The sequence below is a fragment of the Micromonospora sp. H33 genome (assembly GCF_052068455.1).
GTDB lineage: Bacteria > Actinomycetota > Actinomycetes > Mycobacteriales > Micromonosporaceae > Micromonospora.
Genome location: NZ_JBQHDE010000012.1, coordinates 32,683 through 54,239, shown reverse-complemented (window position 1 = coordinate 54,239; position 21,557 = coordinate 32,683). Strand labels below are relative to the sequence as shown.

At 74.6% G+C, this 21,557-nt stretch carries 18 protein-coding genes; 10 read left to right on the top strand and 8 right to left on the bottom strand.

The window, feature by feature from the left end; translation table 11 throughout:
* Positions 1–32: 32 nt before the first annotated feature.
* The gene (gene eccD, locus ACTMS0_RS22740; protein ID WP_441157276.1) at positions 33–1,436 is read left to right on the top strand and encodes a type VII secretion integral membrane protein EccD; all 1,404 of its coding nucleotides are present in this window, start codon (positions 33–35) and stop codon (positions 1,434–1,436) included.
* A 30-nt stretch (positions 1,437–1,466) separates the two neighbouring features.
* On the opposite strand, the gene ACTMS0_RS22735 is transcribed toward eccD, so the two are convergent.
* The gene (locus tag ACTMS0_RS22735) at positions 1,467–1,973 is read right to left on the bottom strand and encodes an inorganic diphosphatase (protein ID WP_441157275.1); all 507 of its coding nucleotides are present in this window, start codon (positions 1,971–1,973) and stop codon (positions 1,467–1,469) included.
* Positions 1,974–2,650: 677 nt separating this feature from the next.
* On the opposite strand from ACTMS0_RS22735, the gene dacB reads away from it, so the two are divergent.
* The 4 genes from dacB (at position 2,651) to ACTMS0_RS22715 (ending at position 8,082) form a co-directional block, all read left to right on the top strand.
* Positions 2,651–4,075, top strand: coding sequence for a D-alanyl-D-alanine carboxypeptidase/D-alanyl-D-alanine endopeptidase (gene dacB, locus ACTMS0_RS22730; protein WP_441157382.1), 1,425 nt, complete (start codon positions 2,651–2,653; stop codon positions 4,073–4,075).
* Positions 4,076–4,224: 149 nt separating this feature from the next.
* Positions 4,225–5,295 (top strand): zinc-dependent metalloprotease, encoded by a 1,071-nt coding sequence (locus ACTMS0_RS22725; protein ID WP_441157274.1) that lies wholly within the window; start codon positions 4,225–4,227, stop codon positions 5,293–5,295.
* Positions 5,296–5,305: 10 nt separating this feature from the next.
* Positions 5,306–6,298, top strand: a complete 993-nt coding sequence (gene tilS, locus ACTMS0_RS22720; protein WP_441157273.1) for a tRNA lysidine(34) synthetase TilS — start codon at positions 5,306–5,308, stop codon at positions 6,296–6,298.
* 149 nt (positions 6,299–6,447) lie between these two features.
* Positions 6,448–8,082, top strand: coding sequence for a gamma-glutamyltransferase family protein (locus tag ACTMS0_RS22715; RefSeq protein ID WP_441157272.1), 1,635 nt, complete (start codon positions 6,448–6,450; stop codon positions 8,080–8,082).
* A 45-nt stretch (positions 8,083–8,127) separates the two neighbouring features.
* Here ACTMS0_RS22715 and ACTMS0_RS22710 read toward each other — a convergent pair whose 3' ends face one another.
* Positions 8,128–9,090 (bottom strand): GlxA family transcriptional regulator, encoded by a 963-nt coding sequence (locus ACTMS0_RS22710; protein ID WP_441157271.1) that lies wholly within the window; start codon positions 9,088–9,090, stop codon positions 8,128–8,130.
* A 42-nt stretch (positions 9,091–9,132) separates the two neighbouring features.
* On the opposite strand from ACTMS0_RS22710, the gene ACTMS0_RS22705 reads away from it, so the two are divergent.
* The 4 genes from ACTMS0_RS22705 to folE all read left to right on the top strand — a co-directional run bounded on the left by ACTMS0_RS22705 (position 9,133) and on the right by folE (position 13,135).
* Positions 9,133–9,378 (top strand): hypothetical protein, encoded by a 246-nt coding sequence (locus tag ACTMS0_RS22705; RefSeq protein WP_441157386.1) that lies wholly within the window; start codon positions 9,133–9,135, stop codon positions 9,376–9,378.
* A gap of 101 nt (positions 9,379–9,479) precedes the next feature.
* Positions 9,480–10,055 carry a hypoxanthine phosphoribosyltransferase gene (gene hpt / locus ACTMS0_RS22700; RefSeq protein WP_441157270.1) on the top strand — a complete coding sequence of 192 codons (576 nt, stop codon included), beginning with the start codon at positions 9,480–9,482 and terminating at the stop codon, positions 10,053–10,055.
* 360 nt (positions 10,056–10,415) lie between these two features.
* Positions 10,416–12,434, top strand: coding sequence for an ATP-dependent zinc metalloprotease FtsH (ftsH, locus tag ACTMS0_RS22695; RefSeq protein WP_441157269.1), 2,019 nt, complete (start codon positions 10,416–10,418; stop codon positions 12,432–12,434).
* Positions 12,435–12,469: 35 nt separating this feature from the next.
* Positions 12,470–13,135, top strand: coding sequence for a GTP cyclohydrolase I FolE (gene folE, locus ACTMS0_RS22690; protein WP_441157381.1), 666 nt, complete (start codon positions 12,470–12,472; stop codon positions 13,133–13,135).
* 74 nt (positions 13,136–13,209) lie between these two features.
* Here the strand turns inward: folE and ACTMS0_RS22685 are convergent, their stop codons facing one another.
* Positions 13,210–13,932: a hypothetical protein gene (locus ACTMS0_RS22685; protein WP_441157268.1), complete on the bottom strand. Its 723-nt coding sequence runs from the start codon at positions 13,930–13,932 to the stop codon at positions 13,210–13,212.
* Positions 13,929–16,541 carry an FtsK/SpoIIIE domain-containing protein gene (locus ACTMS0_RS22680; RefSeq protein WP_441157267.1) on the bottom strand — a complete coding sequence of 871 codons (2,613 nt, stop codon included), beginning with the start codon at positions 16,539–16,541 and terminating at the stop codon, positions 13,929–13,931. The genes ACTMS0_RS22685 and ACTMS0_RS22680 overlap by 4 nt, the downstream gene beginning before the upstream one ends.
* Positions 16,542–16,737: 196 nt before the next feature.
* On the opposite strand from ACTMS0_RS22680, the gene ACTMS0_RS22675 reads away from it, so the two are divergent.
* Positions 16,738–17,295, top strand: coding sequence for a hypothetical protein (locus ACTMS0_RS22675; protein ID WP_441157380.1), 558 nt, complete (start codon positions 16,738–16,740; stop codon positions 17,293–17,295).
* Here the strand turns inward: ACTMS0_RS22675 and ACTMS0_RS22670 are convergent, their stop codons facing one another.
* Genes ACTMS0_RS22670 through ACTMS0_RS22655 form a run of 4 tightly spaced genes read right to left on the bottom strand, consistent with a single transcriptional unit; the run spans position 17,296 to position 21,556 of the window.
* Entirely contained in the window at positions 17,296–17,889 is a 594-nt protein-coding gene (locus ACTMS0_RS22670; protein ID WP_441157266.1) for a hypothetical protein, read from the bottom strand.
* 13 nt (positions 17,890–17,902) lie between these two features.
* A complete protein-coding gene (locus ACTMS0_RS22665; RefSeq protein WP_441157265.1) occupies positions 17,903–19,072 on the bottom strand; it encodes a M23 family metallopeptidase in 1,170 nt (389 codons plus the stop codon).
* Positions 19,069–19,617, bottom strand: coding sequence for a hypothetical protein (locus tag ACTMS0_RS22660; protein ID WP_441157264.1), 549 nt, complete (start codon positions 19,615–19,617; stop codon positions 19,069–19,071). Before ACTMS0_RS22660 ends, ACTMS0_RS22665 begins: the two co-directional genes overlap by 4 nt.
* A gap of 4 nt (positions 19,618–19,621) precedes the next feature.
* On the bottom strand, positions 19,622–21,556 hold the full coding sequence (locus ACTMS0_RS22655) for an MFS transporter (protein WP_441157263.1): 1,935 nt from the start codon (positions 21,554–21,556) through the stop codon (positions 19,622–19,624).
* Position 21,557: the final 1 nt, after the last annotated feature.

The window sequence follows — 21,557 nt, the reverse complement described above, 5'->3', positions numbered from 1 at the left end:
CCACCAACCCCGCTCGATATGGAGATCAATCGATGACAATCGGGTTGGCCCGGGTCACCATCAACGCTCCCCAGCGGCGGCTGGACGTGGCCCTGCCGGAGCAGGTGCCGCTGGCCGAGCTGCTGCCCGAGGTGCTGCGCCACGCCGGCGAGGGGCTGGCCGACGACGGTGAGCGGCACGGCGGCTGGGTGCTGCGGCGCAGCGACGGCGCGGCGCTGGCGACCGCGCAGGCCCTGCTGCCCCAGGGCGTCCGCGACGGCGAGGTGCTGCACCTGGTGCCGGCCCGCGCGGACTGGCCGGAACTGGAGTACGACGACGTCGTCGAGGCGATCGCCGACGGGGCGCGGCGGCGCGGCGGCGCGTGGACCCCGGGTGCCACCCGGATCGCCGCCCTGGCCGGTGCGGCGGTGCCGCTGGCCGTCGGGCTGCTCGCCGTCCTCACCGGCGGTCCCGGTCACCCCGCCGGCTGGCCGGTCGCCGCCATGGTCGCCCTGCTGCTCACCCTCGCCGGGACAGCGGCCTCACGGGCGTACGCGAACGGCGCGGCCGGCGCCACCCTGGGCGGGTACGCACTGCCGTACGCCGCCGCGGCCGGCGCGCTCGCCGTCAGCAGTGGGGATCCGGTCGGCGCGGTGCCAGGGCTGCGGTGGGTCGGCGTACCCGAACTGCTCGCCGGCGCGACGGCCCTGCTGCTCGCCTCGGTGCTCGCCCTGGCCGGCGTGGCGTCCCGGGTCCGGGTCTTCGTCGCCGGCGCGATGGTGGGGCTCGCCGGGGCGGTCGCGGCGGTCGGCGGGATGCTGCTCGACCCGGCCGGCGCCGCGGCGGTCCTGCTCTGCGTGCTCGTCTTCGCGGTCGGCGCGATACCGCTGCTGGCGATCCGGCTCGGCAAGGTGCCGCTGCCGCCGATCACCCTGCCCACCGGCGATCCGGGCGGCGGCCTCGACCGGGTCCGGGACCTGCCGGACCGCGAGCGGGTCCACGCGGCGGTGGCCCGGACCGACGAGATGCTCACCGGGATGCTCGTCGGGCACGCCGTGCTGGCGGCGCTCGCCGCCGTGCTGCTCGGGCTCACCGGAGGCGTCGCCGGTCGGGTGCTGGTCGGTGTCGCCGCGACCGTGCTGCTGCTGCGCGCCCGGCTGTTCGTCGCCGTACGACACCGGGTGCCGGCCGTCGCCGCCGGTCTCGCCGGCTACGCGGTGCTCGGCGTGGTGCTCGCCGAGCGGTCGGGCCCCGGGGGCCTGCTCGCGCTGACCCTGGGCGGGCTGGCGCTGGCGCTGGTCACGGTCGCGGCCGGCACCACGTACGCCCGGCGCCCGGTCTCCCCGTACGTCGGCCGGGTCGCCGACCTCGCCGACACCGCCCTGGTGGTCTCGGTGGTCCCGGTCGCCTGCGCGGTGCTGGACCTGTACGAACAGGCCCGGGGGCTGCTCGGTTGAGCGGCCGCCGGGCCCGTCACGCTTACCGCCTCAGTGCGTGGACTCGCCGCGCTCCTCGGCCTCCCGGGCGCGCCGGTACGAGGCGACGATCTCGGCCTCGGCCTCCTGGCGGCCCACCCAGGTCGCGCCCTCGACGGACTTGCCGGGCTCCAGGTCCTTGTACACCTCGAAGAAGTGCTGGATCTCCAGCCGGTCGAACTCGCCGAGGTGGTGGATGTCGCGCAGGTGCTCCTGGCGCGGGTCCTCGTACGGCACGCAGAGGACCTTGTCGTCGCCGCCCTTCTCGTCGGTCATCCGGAACATGCCGATCGTGCGGCAGCGGATGAGGCAACCCGGGAAGGTCGGCTCGGGGACCAGCACCAGGGCGTCCAACGGGTCGCCGTCCTCACCCAGCGTGCCCTCGATGAAGCCGTAGTCGGCCGGGTACTGCGTGGAGGTGAAGAGGGTGCGGTCCAACCGGATCCGGCCGGTCGCGTGGTCGACCTCGTACTTGTTGCGGTGACCCTTGGGGATCTCAACCGTGACGTCGAAATCCATCTGCACGCTCCCTCGTATGCCCACGCTGGCAACGGACCAGCGGCGTCGTCGCTCTTCGGACAGGGCGAAACCCCGACCGATGCTCCGGACCCCGCATAGTGTTCGGACCGAAGTAGTGTCACCCAAGCAGATTTTCGCAGGGGGAGGAGGGGGTCGTGGGGAGGGAAGATTCACACTACCGTCCGGAGGAGGGCGCTGGACGGGGGACCGGCGGATCTGCTCGGGGCGGTGCCACCGGTCGGGTTCCGGTGCCCGACGCCCACTCCTCCCGCACCCCGCCCACCGGTCGCACGTACGGCTCGCCGCCCGACCGGCCCACCCACGGTCACGGTGCCCCGGCGTCGTGGCCGCCGCCCGGTGGGCCCGACCCCGTGCGCTTCCCGGCCGCCGGCCGGCCCGGTCCGGTGCCCGGCGGGCCCGGCCTGGCACCGGCCGGCAACGGTCACGCCCCGGCACCGGCCGGCGGGGCCTTTCCGCCGCCCGGTAACGGTCACGGCCGGGCTGCCGTGACCCCCGGCGCCGCACCCCGGCCCGAGCCGCTCGACCTGTGGGCGGCCGCCGCCTCCCGTCCGCCCGCCGGCCCACCGCCGTCGGGTTCGGCCCGGCCGCCGGCGGGCCCGCCCACCGAGCCCGCACCGGGCGCCGGCCCCACACCCCCGGCGCGTCGTCGCCGGCTCCTGCCGGCCGTGCTGGCGACGGTGCTGGTCCTCGTGCTGGCCGCGGTGGGTGTCGTGGTGGTCCGTCCGGGCCCGGTGGCGCAGTGGCTGGGCGAGGACCCGGCCGGCGACCGGGCCGCCGCGGGGACACCGGAGGCGGCGCCCGCGGCGGTGCTGGCCGCCGCCGACCCGAACGCGCCGCTGCCCACCCCCGCGGGGGTACGCGCCGAGATCGATTCGCTGGTCCGCGCCGCCGCGCTCGGTGACCGGGTGAACGTCTCGGTGACCGATGTCGCCACCGGCGAGTCGCTCTACGGCCGGGGCGCGGACGACGGCACCGTGCCCGCCTCGGTGACGAAGCTGGTCACCGGGGTGACCGTGCTCGCCGCGCGCGGCCCCGGGCACCGGATCCCCACCCGGGCGGTCGCCGGCGCGACCCCGGGCGAGGTGGTGCTCGTCGGCGGCGGCGACCCGACCCTCGCCGTGGACCGCAACGGCTTCTACCCCGGTGCGGCCCGCCTGGACGACCTCGCCGCGCAGGTGAAGCAGGCCCTCGGCGGCACCAGCCCCACGAAGGTGGTCGTCGACTCGTCGCTCTACGCCGGCCCGGTGCACGAGCCCGGCTGGGACGAGGACATCCCGACGCACGGCTACGGCGCGTCGATCACCGCGCTGATGACCGACGGCGCGCGCAGCGACGTGCCGCAGGCGAAGAAGGACCACGACAACGGCGACCACGCCGCCGAGCGGGCGGCCCAGCCGGACCTCGCGGCCGGCCGCGCCTTCGCCCGCCTGCTGGGCGTGCCGACCGACTCCGTGAAGCGGGGCAAGGCCCCGGCGGCCGGGGCGGACGCGACCGCCGGTGCCCCGGGCAGCGAGCTGGGAGTGGTCCGGTCGCTGCCGATGGTCCGGCTGGTCGACATCATGATCAGCGACAGCGACAACATCATCGCGGAGGCGCTGGCCCGGCAGGTAGCCCTGGCCCGGGACCAGCCGGCGTCCTTCGTCGGGGCGGCGAAGGCGATGGACGAGGTCGCCGGTGAGCTAGGCCTGCCGGCCGACGAACTGTCCCTCGCCGACGGCAGCGGCCTGTCCCGCACCAACCGGATCAGCCCGTCGCTGCTCACCGACCTGATCGCGCTCGCCGGCAACGGCACCCGCCCCGAGCTGGCCGCGATCTTCGGCGGCCTGCCGGTCGCCGCCTGGTCGGGCACCCTCGCCGACCGGTACGCGGGCGCGGCGGCGAAGGCCGGCGCCGGCGTGGTCCGCGCCAAGACCGGGACGCTGACCGGCGTACACGCGATCGCGGGCCTGGTCACCACGGCGGACGGACGGCTGCTGAGCTTCGCCGTGCTCACCGACCGGGCGCCCGCCGACGGACAGGAATCGGCCCGCGTCGCCCTCGACCGCATCGCCGCCACCCTCGCCGCCTGCGGCTGCCGTTAGGGCCTGTGTCGAAGTCACAGCCCGGTCGCGCCTCGCCGCGGCTCGCGCCGGGACTTCGACGCACGCCCTGGCGCGCGCCCCGAGCGCCCCGGGCTTCGCGCGGCGGTCGAGCCCGGGCCGGGTTGTGGCGGCGCGGGTACGGTGGGTCCATGGCGCAGTTCGTGGACTGGGATCTGGCCGCCGCGACCGCGGGGGCGCTGGGCAAGTCGGGCCCACGCGTGTCGTACGCGGAGGCCACCGAGGTGGTCACCGACCTGCGGCGCCTGACCGACGAGGCGGCCGGGCACGTCGCCGACTACACCGGGCTGCGGTCGCAGGTGTCGCACCCGCCGGTGCGGGTGGTGGACCGCCGGGACTGGGCGGCGACCAACATCGCGGGGCTGCGCGAGGTCATCGGCCCGCTGGTCGGCCGGCTCACGAAGGACAAGCAGCCCGGCGCGCTCACCGAGGCGGTCGGCTCGCGCATCACCGGCGTGCAGGCCGGCACAGTGCTCGCGTACCTGTCCGGCCGGGTCCTCGGCCAGTACGAGGTGTTCTCCGCCGACCCGGGTCAGCTGCTGCTGGTCGCGCCGAACATCGTCGAGGTGGAGCGGAAGCTGGGGGCCGACCAGCGCGACTTCCGGCTCTGGGTCTGCCTGCACGAGGTCACGCACCGGACGCAGTTCACCGCCGTGCCGTGGATGCGGGCGTACTTCCTCAGCGAGGTGCAGGCGTTCGTCGACGCCTCCGCGTCCGGCGGCGACCACCTGCTGGAGCGGCTGCGCCGGGGCATCGCCACCCTCTCCGACGCGGTGAAGGATCCGGAGAGTCGCACCAGCGTGCTGGACCTCGTCCAGACACCGGCCCAGAAGGCCGTACTGGACCGGCTGACCGCGCTGATGACGCTGCTGGAGGGGCACGCCGAGTTCGTGATGGACGGCGTCGGCCCGCAGGTGATCCCGAGCGTGGAGCGGATCCGGGCGGCGTTCAACCGCCGCCGGGAGTCCGGCAACCCGCTGGAGAAGGCGATCCGCCGCCTGCTCGGCGTCGACGTCAAGATGCGCCAGTACGCCGAGGGCCGCAAGTTCGTGCACGGTGTGGTCGACCGGGTCGGCATGGAGGGCTTCAACCGGGTCTTCGCCTCGCCGCTCACGCTGCCCCGGCTGGAGGAGTTGGGTGACCCGGACGCCTGGGTGGGCCGGGTGCACGGGCCGGCCGGCCCGCTGCCGGCCGCCGGCTGACCGTCCGCCCGTGGCCGCACTCGCCCCGCCGGTCGCCGCGATCCGGGTCGCCGTCCGACGCGCGCTGACCGGCCTGCCCGGTTCCGGACCGGTGCTGGTGGCCTGCTCGGGAGGCGCCGACTCGCTGGCGCTCGCCGCCGCCACCGCCTTCGTGGCGCCGCGACTGGGTCGTGTCGCCGGGCTGGTGACGGTCGACCACGGCCTGCAGGAGGGGTCGGCGGAACGGGCGGCGGCGGTGGCGGCCTGGGCCCGCGAGGCCGGCCTCGACCCGGTCGAGTCGGTCCGGGTCGACGTGGCCGGGCGGCCCGGTGGCCCGGAGTCCGCCGCCCGGGAGGCCCGCTACCAGGCGCTGGCCGACGTCGCCGGCCGGCACAGAGCGGCGGCGCTGCTCACCGGGCACACCCGGGACGACCAGGCGGAGACCGTCCTGCTCGCGTTGGCCCGTGGGGCCGGCCCGCGCGGACTGGCCGGGATGCCGGCCCACCGGACGCTGGACGGGGTGCCGCTGCTGCGCCCGCTGCTGGAGGTGAGCCGGGAGCAGACCCGCACGGCGTGCGCGGTGCTCGGGCTGAGCCCCTGGGAGGACCCGCACAACGCCGACCCCTCGTACGCCCGCGCCCGGGTCCGGACCGACGTGCTGCCGGCGCTGGTCCGCGCGCTCGGGCCGGGGGTGCTGGACAACCTGGCCCGGACCGCCCGGCTGGTCGCCGCCGACAACGAGGCGCTCGACGCCCTGGCCGCCGACGCGCTGGACGCCGTCCGGGACGCGGGGGGCGGGCTGTCGGTCCCCGGGCTCGCCGGTCTCACGCCCGCCGTCCGGGGCCGGGTGCTGCACGCGTGGGCCCGGGAGCTGGGCGCACCGCCGGCCGCGCTGGCGTACCGGCACGTGGCGGCCCTGGACGCCCTGGTGACCGGGTGGCGCGGGCAGGGGGCGGCGCACCTGCCGGGCGGGCTGCGGGTGGTCCGCCGCGCCGACTGCCTCACCGCGCTCGGGGCCCGCTGATCCGGCACCGTCAGTCGCCGTCGCCGGGGCGCAAGGAAGGGTCCACTGTCAACACGTGGCGTTAACAGGGGACCCTTGTACTACCGCAGGCGTTAACAAGGGGCCCTTCCTTCGTGTCCGGGAGCCGCCGGAGGCGGTAGACATGGCGGATGGCGTACCCCCGAAGGCCCCTGTTCGCCCCGCGCGGCGCGGTGGCGACGAGCCATCCGCTCGCCGCGGCGGCCGGCCTGGCCGTGCTGCGGCGCGGCGGCAACGCCGTCGACGCCGCGCTGGCCACCGCGATCACCCTGACCGTGGTGCAGCCGCCGTCCAACGACATCGGCGGTGACCTCTTCGCGATCGTGTGGGACGGCGACCGGCTGCACGGGTTGAACGCCGCCGGCCGGTCCCCGGCCGCGCTGACCCGCGAGCTGGTCCTCACCGCGACCGGGGGCGGGGGCGCCGAGCCGGTGGCCGCGCTGGGCGGCGCGCAGGGACGCGGGCCGGCGATGCCGGCCCGGGGCTGGCTGCCGGTGACCGTGCCCGGCGCGCCGGCCGGCTGGCGGGACCTCCACGAGCGGTTCGGGTCGCTGCCGTTCGCCGAGCTGTTCACCGACGCGATCGGCTACGCGGAGCACGGCCACCCGGTCTCCGCCGGGGTCGCGGCGGCCTGGGAACGGGCCCTCGCCGGGCACGCCGGCCTGGCCGGGGAGGAGTACGCCGAGTTCGCGCGGGTGTTCGCGCCGGGGGGCCGGGCGCCCCGGCCGGGCGAGCGGTGGCGCAACCCGGACGCGGCGCGGACGCTGCGGCGGATCGCCGCGACCGGGGCGGAGGACTTCTACCGGGGTCGGATCGCCGCCGCGCTGGACGGGTACGCCGCCCGCACGGGCGGCTTCCTCACCGGCGACGACCTGGCCCGGCACAGCTCGACCTGGGTGGAGCCGGTGCACACCCGCTACCGGGGGCACGAGGTCTGGGAGCTGCCACCGCCGGGGCAGGGCCTCGCCGCCCTGCTCGCCCTGCACGTCCTGGACGGCCTGGAGCTCGCGGACGTCCCGCCGGTCGAGCGGGTGCACCGCCAGGTCGAGGCGGTCAAGCTCGGCTTCGCCGACGCGCACGCCCACGTCGCCGACCCGGAGCGGGCGACCGTGCCCACGGCGGCGCTGCTCGACCCGGGGTACGCGGCCGCCCGGCGGGCGCTCGTCACCGACCGGGCCGGGGAGCCGGTGGCGGGTGACCCGGAGCGCGGCGGCACGGTCTACCTCTGCACCGCCGACGCCGACGGGATGATGGTGAGCCTCATCCAGTCCACCTACCTGGCGTTCGGGTCGCACGTGGTGCTGCCCGGGTACGGCTTCGCGCTGCAGAACCGGGGTCTGGGCTTCCGCCTCGACCCGGATCACCCCAACGTGGTCGCGCCGGCGAAGCGTCCGTTCCACACGATCATCCCGGGCTTCCTCACCCGCGACGGTGTCCCGCTCGGCCCGTTCGGGGTGATGGGCGGGCACATGCAGCCGCAGGGTCACGTGCAGCTCGTGTCGGCGACCGTCGACGGCGGGCTGGACCCGCAGGCGGCGCTGGACGCGCCGCGCTGGTACTGGCACGCCGGGCGGACGCTGCTGGTCGAGCCCGGTCTCGCGGCGGAGCCCGGCCTGGTCGCGGGGTTGCGCGCCCGGGGCCACGAGGTCGCCGTCCCGGCCGAGCCGTCGGTCTTCGGGTACGGGCAGGCGATCTGGCGACGTCCGGACGGCGGGTACGTCGCCGGCTCCGAGTCACGGGTCGACGGCGGGCTGGTCGGCTTCTGACGCCCGCCCGCCGTTTCCGGTCGCGTCGGGCTGCGGCCGCCCGAGTCAGCCCGCCGGGGTGCGGTCCCGGAAGGTGGTCCGGTACGCCTGCGGGGTGGCGCCCACCCGCCGGGTGAAGTGGTGGCGCAGGGCCGCCGCGTCGGAGAAGCCGGCGCGGTCGGCGACCTCCTCGACGGTGAGCCGGGTCTCCTCCAGCAGCCGCCGGGCCAGCAGCACCCGCTGGTTGGTGAGCCAGTCGTGCGGTGTGGTGCCGGTCTCGGCCCGGAACCGTCGGGCGAACGTCCGGGGCGCCATGTCGGCGCGCGATGCCAGGTCGTCCACGGTCAGCGGCCGGTCCAGGTGACCCATCAGCCACTCCAGCACCGGCTCCAGCGTGGGCGCTTCGGGCGCCTTGGGGATCGGGGCCTCGACGTACTGGGACTGCCCGCCGTCGCGGTGCGGGGGGACCACCATCCGGCGGGCCAGCCGGGTCGCCGTCGCCGATCCGTGCTCCTGGCGGACGAGGTGCAGGCAGGCGTCGATGCCGGCGGCGGTGCCGGCGCTGGTGAGCAGCCACCCGTCCTGCACGTAGAGCGAGTTGCACTGCACCTTCGCGGTGGGGTGGCGGCGTTGCAGGTCGTCGACGTACTTCCAGTGAGTCGTGCACTCCCGGCCGTCGAGGATCCCCGCCTCGCCCAGCACGAAGGCGCCGGAGCAGACGCTCAGCACGTACGTCCCCCGGTCGGCGGCCCGACGCAGCGCGGCGAGCGCGGCCGGCGGCACCGGCGTGCCGTGCTTGTGCGCCGGCACGGCCACCAGGTCGGCCTCGTCGACCGGCGTCAGGTCGCTGTGCGGGGTGAGGTGGAAGCCCGACGAGGTGCGGACGGGGCCTCCGTCGACGGTGCAGACGGAGAAGCGGTAACCGGGGAAGCCGTCGGCGGTGCGGTCGGTCCCGAAGACCTCGGCCAGCACCCCGAGCTCGAACGGGGCGACGTTGTCCAGGGCGATGACGGCGACGGAGCGGAGCATGTGACGAGGGTAACCCCAGGGGTGGCAGAAAATCGAGGCTCAGTGGCGATCCTGCCACTGTCCGGTCTGGCGGGTGCGGCGGAAACTGGGGACAGTCCGGTGCGCACCGGCGGCGAAACCAACACGAATATCGCGAAAGTGAGCGCCGCCATGGAGTTTCTGATCTTCCTTCTCTTCCTCGTCCTCCTCGCTGCCGCCCCGGCGACCGGCCTCACCGCCGACAGCCGGGACTCGGCGGACTGGAAGCCGACCGACGGTGGCCGTCGCTGGCGGTCCCGTGCCTGCTGAGCGTTCTGAGGGGCTTCGCCGGAAAAATCCCGGGCGGGACCGTGCCCAAAAGGGGCGGCCCCGCCGACGGGGGCCATCCGGCGTACGGCAGGCTAGGAGCCATGGCTGACGGCTCCTGGTACGACGCCGACATCGACCACGTGATCATTTCCGAGGCACAGATCCGCGAGAAGACCGCGGAACTCGCCAAGCAGGTCTCGGCGGACTATGCCGACGTCGAGGACGGGCTGCTGCTCGTCTGCGTCCTCAAGGGCGCGGTGATGTTCATGGCCGACTTCGCCCGAGCGCTGGGCCGCCAGGGCCCGCCGGCCGAGTTGGAGTTCATGGCCGTCTCCTCGTACGGCCAGGGCACCACCTCCTCCGGCGTGGTGCGGATCCTCAAGGACCTGGACCGGGACATCGCCGGCCGGCACGTGGTCGTGGTGGAGGACATCGTCGACTCCGGGCTGACCCTCTCCTGGCTGATGCGTTACCTGGAGTCCCGCTCGGCGGCCAGCGTCGAGGTGGTCGCGCTGTTCCGCAAGCCGGACGCGGTGAAGGTGCCGGTCCCGGTCAAGTACGTCGGCTTCGACATCCCGACCGAGTTCGTCGTCGGCTACGGCCTCGACTTCGGCGAGCGCTACCGTGAGCTGCCCTACGTCGGCGTGCTCAAGCCCGAGGTCTACGCCCGCTCCTGACGCGCGACGTCCGGTCGACGTTCAGCGGACTCTCAGGCAGGCGGACTACGGTGGAGGCCGGTGGCGTGGAGGCACCCTCCACGCCCGTCCCCTCGCACCGCGTGACCGGGCGGTCGGGTGGCCGGGTGCGGAGCTCCCGCTGCGCCGGCTGAAACCCCGGTTCGCCCTGCGCGTAAGTGCCCGGCTGGCGAGCTCATACCTCGCGCGCACGGTGTACCGTCGAATGACCGCGGCGCGAATTCGCGCCTCGGGGTCGAGGCCGGCCCGCACGGCGGCTCGGCCGCCGCGTTGGCGGCGACACCATCAGACGGTCAGGACGTCGATCAGGAGGATGCGGGCGTCACGGCGCTCGACAACAGTATGGAACGTACGCGTTTCTTCCGCCGACCGGTGGTCTGGATCATCCTGGTCATCCTCGGCGCCGTTGTGCTCAGTCAGCTGTTCACCGCTGGTCCCAGTTACCACCGGGTGGACACTTCCATTGCGCTCGATCACCTCAACACCGGCAACCCCAAGATCAATAAGGTCGTCTTCCAGGACAAGGAGCAGACGATCCAGCTCGACCTGGCCGACAAGGTCAAGTTCGGCGACACCACCACCGACCGGATCGAGGCGCAGTTCCCGTACGAGGTCGGCGACGAGGTCTGGAACGAGGTCCTCGAAGCCAAGGCGAACAACAGGGTCACCGGCCCGGCCGACGTCAAGGTGTCGTCCGACAGCATCTGGGTGAGCCTGCTGGTCAACCTGCTCCCCATTGCCCTGCTGGTGCTCCTGCTGCTGTTCTTCATGTCGCAGATGCAGGGCGGCGGCTCCCGCGTGCTCAACTTCGGCAAGTCCAAGGCCAAGATGATCACCAAGGACACGCCGAAGACCACGTTCGCGGACGTGGCCGGCGCCGAGGAGGCCGTCGAGGAGCTGCACGAGATCAAGGACTTCCTGCAGAACCCGGCGAAGTACCAGGCGCTCGGCGCCAAGATCCCGAAGGGCGTGCTGCTCTTCGGCCCGCCCGGCACCGGCAAGACCCTGCTGGCCCGCGCCGTCGCCGGCGAGGCCGGGGTCCCGTTCTACTCGATCTCCGGTTCCGACTTCGTCGAGATGTTCGTGGGTGTCGGCGCCAGCCGCGTCCGCGACCTGTTCGAGCAGGCCAAGGCGAACGCCCCGGCGATCGTCTTCGTCGACGAGATCGACGCGGTCGGCCGGCACCGCGGCGCCGGCATGGGCGGCGGCCACGACGAGCGCGAGCAGACCCTCAACCAGCTGCTCGTCGAGATGGACGGCTTCGACACCAAGGGCGGCGTCATCCTGATCGCCGCCACCAACCGGCCGGACATCCTCGACCCGGCGCTGCTGCGCCCGGGCCGCTTCGACCGGCAGATCCCGGTGGACGCGCCCGACATGGAGGGCCGCAAGGCCATCCTGCGGGTGCACGGCAAGGGCAAGCCGTTCACCCCGGACGTCGACCTCGACGCCGTGGCCCGGCGGACCCCGGGCTTCAGCGGTGCCGACCTGGCCAACGTGATCAACGAGGCCGCGCTGCTCACCGCCCGTAAGGACCAGCGGGCGATCACCAACGACTCGCTGGAGGAGTCGATCGACCGGGTGATCGCCGGCCCGCAGCGGCGCACGCGGGTGATGAGCGACCAGGAGAAGAAGATCACCGCGTACCACGAGGGTGGGCACGCGCTGGTCGCCTGGGCGCTGCCGCACGCCGCGCCGGTGCACAAGGTGACGATCCTGTCCCGCGGCCGGTCCCTGGGCCACACCCTGGTGCTGCCCACCGAGGACAAGTACACCCAGACCCGCGCCGAGATGGTCGACACCCTGGCGTACGCGCTGGGCGGCCGGGCCGCCGAGGAGCTGGTGTTCCACGAGCCGACCACCGGCGCCGGCAACGACATCGAGAAGGCCACCCAGCTGGCCCGCGCGATGATCACCCAGTACGGCATGAGCTCCAAGCTCGGTGCGATCAAGTACGGCACCAGCGGCGACGAGCCGTTCCTCGGCCGCAACATGGGCCACGAGCGGGACTACTCCGACGCGGTGGCCGCCGAGATCGACGCCGAGATGCGGGCGCTGATCGAGCTGGCGCACGACGAGGCCTGGGAGATCCTGGTGGAGTACCGGGACGTCCTGGACAACATCGTGCTCGAGCTGATGGAGAAGGAGACCCTCTCCACCGCCGACATGGCCCGCATCTGCGCCCGGGTGGCGAAGCGCCCGCCGATGGCCCCGTACAACGGCTTCGGCAAGCGCCAGCCCTCCACCGAGCCGCCGGTGCTGACCCCGGCCGAGAAGGAGGCGCTCAAGGCGCAGGCCCAGGCCGACGGCGCCGCCGTCGGCGGCGGCCCGGCCTCGAACAACTCGGACGGTACGCACTGAGCACCGACGACGCGGCGGCCAGCCCTCACCGGGGGCTGGCCGCCTCCGCGACCGAACCCGACGGCGACGACGCCATGGACTACGTCGCCGCCCGGCTCATCAGCGGCAAGCTCACCGGCCGTCCCGTCGAGGACACCATGGACCTCGGCCGGATCGAGAAGGCGGTCCGCGAGATCCTGATCGCGGTCGGGGAGGACCCGGACCGCGACGGGCTCCAGCAGACGCCGGCGCGGGTCGCCCGCGCGTACGCCGAGCTGTTCGCCGGCCTCCGCGTCGACCCGGCGCAGGTGCTCACCACCACCTTCGAGGCCAACCACGAGGAGCTGGTGCTCGTCCGGGACATCGACATGATGAGCCTCTGCGAGCACCACCTGCTGCCGTTCCGGGGCAGCGCCCACATCGGCTACATCCCCGGGCCGGACGGCCGGATCACCGGCCTGTCCAAGCTGGCCCGGCTGGTCGAGGTCTTCGCCCGCCGTCCCCAGGTGCAGGAGCGGCTCACGTCGCAGATCGCCGACCTGCTCATGGAGCGGCTGGAGCCACGCGGCGTGATCGTCGTGCTCGAGTGCGAGCACATGTGCATGGCCATGCGCGGCATCCAGAAGTCCGGCGCGCAGACCATCACGTCCGCCGTCCGCGGCACGCTCCAGCGGGACGCGAAGTCCCGCTCCGAGGCGATGGCCCTGATCAACTCCCGCTGACCGTTCAGTATCCGACGGCCGGCCGACCCGCCTCCGGGACGGCCGGCCGTGGTCGTGCAGCGGGTGGCGTTCGCTCAGCCGGTCAGGAGCGCGAGCAGGAGTGCGGCGCTGACCAGCGCCGCCGGGACGAGACAGACCAGCGCGCCCAGCCGGGCCGTACGGTCCGCCCGCCCACCGGCCCCGGCCGGGAAGAGCCGCCCGACCCCCAGCCAGCCCGCCGCGAACGCCACCACCGGCATCGGCAGCCCGCAGACCAGCGCGGCGACGGTCACCGGGCCCGGCCCGGTCACCAGGAGCAGCACCACCTGGATCAGCGGCACCAGGAGAGCCAGCGGCGCGTACACGAGAAGGTTGCGGGCGCCGGCGGGCCAGCCCGCCGCGGCGAGCAGCCCGCGCGCGGCCAGCGCGGCGTCCGCCGCGTCCGCACGGCTGCCGGCCATCCGCAGCGCCGCCAGCACGGCCGCCGGGCCACTCGCCATCGACCGGGCCGCCTCGGTCAGCTCCGGCGGCGTCGGCGCCAGCGAGATCGGTGGTACGCCCGCCTCGCGCAGCCGCGCCTCCTGGGCAGCCAGCCGGGTGCGTACCGTCGCCAACTCCTCCCGGGCGGCCTGGACCGCGCGTGCCTGCTCGCCCGCGGCGGTGGCCGCGTCCCGGCGGACCCCGTCCAGTTGACGGGTCGCCGCGAGGTATTCGGTCCAGGCGGTGGCGACCGGATCGCGACCGGTGCCGGCGGGCGCGGTGTCGGCGGCGGTGCGCTGGCGTCCGGGGCCGGTTGCGCGGGTACGGGCGCGACTCATGCCGGCGCTCCGTCATCGGCGAACGGGACCAGGACCATGCCCTGCTCACCCGGGCCGTCCCAGAGCACCGCCCGGCCCGCCCGTGGCCGCCACTCGACCGCACGGCCGAAGACCGTCGCGAGCTGCGCCCCGGGCACGTCCACCACCGCCACCGCGGCGATCTTGGTGACCTCACCCTCCGGCTCCAGCAGGGCCGCGAACGACGGGACGGTACGCCACCGGCCCAGCAGGTGCCGGCCGGCCGGCGGCCCCTCCCGCAGCAGGGCGCCCAGCCGGTCCGGCGGGATCTGCCCCGGCGGACCGTCCAGGTCGAAGGCGACCACGTACGCCGGCCCGGTCGCGTCGAGAGCGTCGAGCAGGCCGGCGCGGTCGACCGTCTCCACCGGGTGCCGTCCGGCCAGCTCGGCGGCGAGCGCGTCGGCGAGGGACCGGGCGTCGTCCTTTGGGGTCACCAGCACGAAGTGGGCGGTGCCCGGCGGGTGGTGGGCGGCGACGCTGCGGGCGGCGGTGACCAGCAGCCCGGCTGCCTCCGGACCGGGCCCCAGCACGGCCAGGTTGCGGCCCGGGGAGGGCCCCAGCGGCACCGCCACCGTCGACCGGGTCACGTCCAGCGCCCGGCCGAGCAGGGCCGCCGGCGCCGGTGCCCCACCCGCGAGTGCCGTCCGGTACCGGGGATCGTTGCGCAGCACCGGGCGCGCGTACCCGGCGAAGACCACCGGCGACGCGGCCCGCTCCGGACGGGCGTCCCACAGCCGGTGCCGCAGCTCCTCCACGGCGTCGGGATGGTCCTGCGGGTCGGGGAAGCGGACCATCCGCTCGTGCCCGCGAATGGCACCCCGGGGACCGCCGAGCCCGCCGGCGGTGTTCACCACCGCACTGCCCACCGGCAGCCCCGCGGCCGAGTCGTTGGTCGGTTCGAGCACCGCGCCGCCGCCCGGCAGCGCCACCCGCACCGGGAACTGCCCGAGCACCGAGTCCCGGTCCGTCCGGGTCCCCAGACCCAGATCGCCCTCGCCGGCCAGGACCAGGTGCACCCCGTACGACCGGCCGGCGCGGGCCACGACGTCGAGCCGGGCGGTGGCCTCCGTGGCGATCCGGTCCCGCCCGGCGAGAAGCAGCGGGAGGTTGTCGACCACGCAGACGATCCGCGGCAGCTCCCGGTGCTGCCGCAACTCGGCGAACCGTTGCCCGCCGGCCCGGGCGGCGGCGTCCTCCCGGCGGCGCACCTCGGTCGCCAGGAGATCGAGCAGGTCCAGCACGTACTCCCGGTCGGCCGCCATCGCGGCGGCACGTACCTGGGGGATCCACGAGCGGTCCCGCTCGGTCTGGAGGAACTCCACGAAGGACTCGCCGGCACCGAGGTCGGCGAGGTAGAGAACCAGGTCGTCCGGGCCGTACCGGGCGGTCAGGACGAGCAGGGCGGTGGTGAGAAAGGTCGACCGGCCGGCGCCGGAGCGCCCGCTGACCAGCCAGTGTGGGGTCAGTTCGGTGAAGCCCAGCGACACCGGCCGGCCACCCGCGTCGCCGACCGTCGTCGAGAGGCCGTCGACCGAGCTCGCCGTCCACAGCGGCTCGTCCCGGTCCGGCAGGAGGTCGGTCAGCGCCAGCCGCGAGCCGGCCTCCACCTGGTCGGCCAGCCGGCGGCAGACCCTCCCGACGAGGTCGGCGGGCGGGTCCGGCTCGATGAAGACGGGTGAGTTCAGGCCGCCGGGCGGGTCGCCGTCGGTGTCCGGGGTGTCCGCCGGGGCGCCGCCCGGTGCGGCCGGATCGGGGTGCGCCACGGCCGGGGCGGCGCGCGGACCGGCGAACGACGTGCCGGGTGGGTCCCCGAGCAGCGCGTACGCGGTGCGGATCGCGAGAGGCGTGGCGCGGGGCACCGGCGGGCGGCCGGCCGGCCAGCCCGCCACGAGCAGGTGCAGACCGCTGGAGCGGCCCTGCTCGGCGAGCGCTTCGATCCGCGCCAGGTCCGTGGGGCCGGTCGGCTCGGGCAGCGCCGCGATCACCAGCAGGAGGACGCGGTCGTGCCGGCGGCGGCCGCTCGCGCCCGGCGCCACCCACTGCTCTGCCTCGGACAGCACCGCGCGCAGGCCGGTGACGTCCGTCGCCGGGGGCGGCAGGATGCCGGCGTCCGCGAGCGCCGCGAACGGCGCCAGCACGGTAGCCGTCCCGTCCACCGCGCGGACCAGCAGCGACCCGGCGGGCGTGGCCGCCAGCAGACGCAGCAGTACGGCCCGCAGCAGGCCCGCCACCCGGGGATCCCGGGCGTCGGTGTCGATCGCGAGGTTCCCCGTGCCGAGCAACGGAACGAGGGCGGGGAAGCGGGCGTCGTCGAGCGGGGCCGCCGTGCCGACCCGGACGAAGGACGGTGGGCCCTCTCCGGCCGGAGTGGACGGTGTGAGCGTGTCCAGGGCCGCGCCCGCCCAGTCCGGTGCCAGCAGCGCGGCGGCGGTACGCAACCGGTCGGCCAGCTCGTACTGGCGGCCGTGGTCCGCGGGAGCGGGACGGACGCCGTCGAGGACGTCCACGGCGGCGATCGCGGTGGCGGCGGCCCGGCGGTGCAGGGCGGCGGCCCGGCTCGCCCGTGTCCTCGGACCGGCCACCGTGTCCACCCCCTCTGCGCGAGGTCGGCAACCCCTCCCCGCGCAGAGACGGTAACCCAGGATGACCCCCTCCCGGCGGACGTGAGGCGGCGGTGCGCCGGTGTTTGTTGTGGATGTCACCGGAGGGGACGGGCCCGTCACGATCCGCGAAATCTGGGGCATTGGGTCTCCCGGTGCCAGCCGCTAGCCTCAGGGGGTGGAATCAGTGCAGCCCCCCGCCGGTTCCCAGGTCTCCCGCGTACCGGCGCAGCGGCCCCCGTCGGACCAGCTGGCGCCCCCGCCCCCCGCGCCGGCACCGGTCCCGCCGCGCCGCCGGGTCCGCACGATCCTCACCGTGACCGCGGCGGTGCTGACGGCTCTGCTGCTCGGCGGGCTCGCCGTCGGCTACCTGCTGTACGACCGCGCCACAACCCCCGACCGCAGCGCCCCCGACGTCGTAGTAAGCGGCTACCTCCATGCGTATCTTGTGGACCGCAACGACGCACGGGCGGGTGTATTCACCTGCCGCGAAGGCGCTTCCGTAGCTGAACTGCGGGCTCTGCGAGACGACCTTGTTTCGCGAGAAGAACGCTTCGCCACGGATATTTCGGTCAGCTGGGGGAGTCTCTTGGTCCGGCGGGAGGGTAACGAAGCCATTGTTGAGGTACCGCTCATCATCTCCGCCTATGTCGATGGGATCGCACAAAGCGACCGACAGCCGTGGCGATTCACCACGCGCCTGACCGATGACTGGCGCGTCTGCGCCGGATCAAGGGCGGGCTGATCATTCGATCCAAAGCAGGTGAACCGGCACCTCCAGGGTGGTGGGAGACTGGCCGCGCCAGGCCCACCGGTACCACTCGACCTCCCGGGTGATCCGGACGCAGATGTCCCCGTCGGTGCCCGAGTACGTCTCGGTGACCGCCCGTAGGTCCCGGTGCTCGACCGAGTCGACCACGTGCACGACACGCCGGCCGGCGACGGCATCCGCCTCGAAGACCGGTGTCGGGGCGCGGTGCGCCGGCGCGTCCAGCGACACGAGGCGGTCGGTCTCCCGCCCGGCGGCTTCGCGGCGCGCACCGACGGTCTCCACCCAGACCCGGTCCACCGGCACCAGCGGGGCGAAGACCTCGACCTGGTCGGCCTCCGCCCGGTACCACTCGTGCTCCGGGATGACCGGCACGTAGGTGCGGCTGCCCTGCACCACGCGGTCGTCGGCGCGGAGGTCGCCCCGCCACCCCAGGCCCGGCAGCCCGACGAGAACCCGGCGCCCCCGCAGGTCCACGCGGGCGGTGGCCGGCACGATCTCGATCGGTCGGGGCGGCAGCGGTGCCCAGTCCGGCTGGCCCGCGAAGGGGTCGGGCAGCGGGTCCGTCATGGCAGTCGGTGCCTCATTCCGCACCCCGCAGCGGCGCTCCGCGGTCCCGCATGAACGGCACCGGGTCGATGGCGCCGCGGCTGCTGCGGTCGCCGTCGGTGTGCACCTCGAAGTGCAGGTGCGGCCCGGACGAGTTGCCGCTGCTGCCGACCTGGCCGATCACGTCGCCCGCCTCGACCGTCTGGCCCACCCGGACCCGGGGTTTGGTCACCATGTGGCAGTAGCGGGTGACGATCTCGCCGGCGTGCAGGATGTCGACGAACCAGCCGCAGCCGCCCTTGTCGGGCCAGCCGTCCACGTCGCAGCTCAGCCGGCCGGCCCGGTCCGGGTCGCAGCGGGAGACCAGCACCCGCCCGGTGGCGGCGGCGCGGATCAGCGTGCCCTTCGGCGCCGCGATGTCCACCCCGTTGTGCGCCGGGCGGTCCGCGGTGCGGAAGCCCGAGCCGACGCCGCCGGGGATCGGGGCGGTCCATCCGGACGCGGCGATCCGGCCGGCGGCCGCCGCGTCGCAGGCCTGGCCCCCGCCGACCGGCACGGTCCGGGCCGCACCGCCAGCCAGCGCGTTGACGATGGTCGACGCGAGCGTCTCATGCTTGGCGTACGCGTCCGGGAAGGCGCTGATCTGCACGGCCTGCGCGGCCCGGGTCAGCGGCATCCGCTCCCAGCCGGGCACCTGGAGCAGCTTCTCGTAGAACTTGCGGGCGGCGTACTCCGGTGTCATCCGCTGGGTGACCGTGCCCCAGCTCGCCCGCTGCTGGAACAGGCCGACCGAGTCGTGGTCGGAGCCGACGCCCTCGTTCGGACGGGTCTGCGAGCCGGGCACCGTCGGGTTGGCGAGGTTGCGCAGGCGGGACTCCTGCATGGCGGTCGCGACCGCGATCACCCAGCCGCGGGGCGTCACCTTCATCTCCTGGCCGACCTTGATGATGCGCGCGGCGTTGCGGAGCTGGATCTCCCCGTACTGCGACATCCGGGGCATCTCACCGCTGATCTCGACGCGGAAGTCGCCGGTGCAGTCCTGGCTCGCCAACCGCAGCTGGTCGCCGCCGTCTCCGCCCAGCTCGGTGAGGAAGAAGGCACCGGCCCCGCCGGTGCAGCAGAGCAGTGCGAGGGTCGCGGTGAGCGCGGCGGCCAGCGCGCCGGCGCGGAGCGGACGTCGGTGGAGTCGCTTCCCGTCGCTCATTCCTGCTCCCAGTCCACCGCGTCCACCAGCCACCGGCCGTCCGGTGCCACCAGTTCGAGCCGGAGTCGCCCGGTGTCGAACGGCACCAGCACCTCGACGAAGGTCTCCGACCGCGGTTGGACCGTCGGGTCACCGGCCACCCGGCCGGCGGGGACGCCCGTCGGGTCGGCGCCGGCGAGCTTCTCGGTCAGCGCCGGCGTGGACAGCGGCCGTAGGCCGGCGTGCCACTGGTCGGCGGTGAGGCCAGGCCGCCCGCGCCAGGCGGCGACGAACCGGTCGGTGGCCTGCTCCGGCGTCAGTTCGCCGGCACGGGTGACCGGCGTGGGCGGCGCCCCGGTCGCGATCGCCCCGTCGTCGCCCGCGGTCGGTGCCACGGTCGTGATCGGCCGGTCCGGGCGGTTACTGAGCCCCACCCCCGGATCCGGAGGGCCGGCGACCAGCCGGGCGGCGCCGATGACGCCGAACACGACGACGGCGAGGGCGAGCGCGATGCCGATCCGGGATCGGAGCACCCGGGTGAGGAGAGACTCGACCGCCCGTCGCACGGCGTCACCGGGCCTCGGAGCGGATCCGCGGCGTGCTGCGCTCGGGGGCGGCGTCGGCCGAGCCCGGCCGGTAGACCACGAAGGACGGGCTCTCCTCGGGGACGTCCGGCTCGGTCCACGTGGCGGGCTGCCGCCGCTGCCGGGGTGCGGCCGGCCGGCCGCCAGCCGCCCGCTCCTCGGGTGCCGGTGCCGGCTCGCCCGGTCGCTCCCGGCCGTCCGGTCGGCTCGCGCGATCGCCGACGTGCACCGGATCCTCGCGTCGGGCCTCCGGTCGCAGGACCGTCTGTTCCGCGACGACCGGCCGGCGTCGCCCCATCGTCGGTTCGGCGGTGCCGCCGGGCTCGGCGACGTCGAGGCGGGCCGCCGCGCGCATGTCGCGGAAGAACCGCCGGTGCCAGGAGCCGGCCGAGCTGACCGCCTCGCTGCTGTCCTTGCCGCCGAGCTGGGTGATCCGCCGGTAGGGACGCAGCAGCAGCCAGCCGACCACTCCGCAGAGCCACACCAGGACGACCTGCAACCAGCCGGGCAGGGTCGGCGTGCTCATGATGAGGTCGACCGCGAACAGGTAGATCGCGGCGCCGGTGCCGAAGATGGCGATGTTGAAGATCGCCGCGACGACGGCGTTGCCCAGTCGTCGCAGGCCGGCGCTGGCGGGCCGCAGCAGCCCCACCGTGCCGAGGATCGGTGCGGCGATCACCGCCCAGCGGAAGATCAGGAAGCCCAGCAGCACCAGCACCGACGCGGTCAGGTCGAACATCGCGAAGAGCAGCGCGGCGAGCACCGCGATAAAGCCAGCTCCAACGCGGTCCATGTCCCGGACGCCCTGGAGGTACTCGTACGCCTCCGGGTCCTCCTTCTCGATCTGCTGCGCGACCCGGGCCCACTGCTGCTGCTTTATCTTGATTGTCAGGTCTCGTGTTGCCGGGTTGGACCGGAGCCTCTCTGCCTCATCCCAGGACAGGGACTTTGCATCGTAGAGGGCGCGACCGTACTTCTTGGCGGTCTCGCTGTCGGCGGAACCCAGTACTCCCCGCAACCAGTTTCGGTAGAGCATCGCCTCGGTGGCCGTGTCACTCGCGCGCACAGCTGGCGGTCGCTTGTCGACGCAAGCCTCCGGATTCGGCAATACGCACTTGTCCGGTGGGGTGTCCTTGGAGGACGGCCCGACCGCGTCGTGGACGACGCCGAGAGTGGTGATCAGGGTGCCGTCCGCGACATTGGCGGACTTCACCGGCCACGCGGCCAGGGCGGTCACCGCCACCATGACCAGCAGCGCCCACCCCGCGGTCGTCATCGCGTTGCTCATGTCCGACTGGCGGGAGCGCCAGAGCAGGTAGAGACCGACCACGCAGAGCGTGACGATGCCGAAGACGCTGAAGACCTTCTGGTAGACGGCCTTGGTCGCCTGGTCCACCAGCGGATCCGCCCACCCCCACATCGACCCTGGGTCCCAGGCGCGCTCCCGCAGGGCGTTCGACGCGCCGACGATCGCCGTCGCGATCATGAATTCGCCGTTCGCCACCGTATTGGTGAACTTGTAGTCCGGATGCATGACGGCGGTGGCGCAGCCGGTGTCGACGTCGTACGTGGTGTAGCTGTATCCGGCGTAGCCGTAGTCGCTGTAGAAGCCCTTCGGCCCGGGCTGCTTCGCGGACTCGGGGCGGGAAGCGAACCAGCCGGCGATACCGGAATCCGGGGCAGTCGGGGTCGGGGCGTTGCGGCAGCTGACCTCGTCCTCGGCGACCTCCTCGAGCCGCGCGACGCAGGCGCGGAAGTCGGCCTGCCACTCCTGGGTGGTGCAGAGGTCGCTGGGGGCCTGGGCGGTCAGCGGCGCGACCGGTGCGGCCGACGCGCCGACCGCCGGCCAGCCGATCGTGGCCCCGGCCAGGATGCCGAGGACGAGCAGGAGTGCCGCTGTCCGAGCCCGGACCCTGGCCATC

What these genes read in the sequence shown, in the direction of transcription:
- eccD (WP_441157276.1), top strand. Translation starts at nt 33, where the DNA reads ATGACAATCGGGTTGGCCCGGGTCACCATCAACGCTCCCCAGCGGCGG.
- ACTMS0_RS22735 (WP_441157275.1), bottom strand. Translation starts at nt 1,973, where the DNA reads ATGGATTTCGACGTCACGGTTGAGATCCCCAAGGGTCACCGCAACAAG.
- ACTMS0_RS22725 (WP_441157274.1), top strand. Translation starts at nt 4,225, where the DNA reads ATGGCGCAGTTCGTGGACTGGGATCTGGCCGCCGCGACCGCGGGGGCG.
- ACTMS0_RS22715 (WP_441157272.1), top strand. Translation starts at nt 6,448, where the DNA reads ATGGCGTACCCCCGAAGGCCCCTGTTCGCCCCGCGCGGCGCGGTGGCG.
- ACTMS0_RS22710 (WP_441157271.1), bottom strand. Translation starts at nt 9,090, where the DNA reads ATGCTCCGCTCCGTCGCCGTCATCGCCCTGGACAACGTCGCCCCGTTC.
- hpt (WP_441157270.1), top strand. Translation starts at nt 9,480, where the DNA reads ATGGCTGACGGCTCCTGGTACGACGCCGACATCGACCACGTGATCATT.
- ftsH (WP_441157269.1), top strand. Translation starts at nt 10,416, where the DNA reads ATGGAACGTACGCGTTTCTTCCGCCGACCGGTGGTCTGGATCATCCTG.
- ACTMS0_RS22685 (WP_441157268.1), bottom strand. Translation starts at nt 13,932, where the DNA reads ATGAGTCGCGCCCGTACCCGCGCAACCGGCCCCGGACGCCAGCGCACC.
- ACTMS0_RS22670 (WP_441157266.1), bottom strand. Translation starts at nt 17,889, where the DNA reads ATGACGGACCCGCTGCCCGACCCCTTCGCGGGCCAGCCGGACTGGGCA.
- ACTMS0_RS22665 (WP_441157265.1), bottom strand. Translation starts at nt 19,072, where the DNA reads ATGAGCGACGGGAAGCGACTCCACCGACGTCCGCTCCGCGCCGGCGCG.
- ACTMS0_RS22655 (WP_441157263.1), bottom strand. Translation starts at nt 21,556, where the DNA reads ATGGCCAGGGTCCGGGCTCGGACAGCGGCACTCCTGCTCGTCCTCGGC.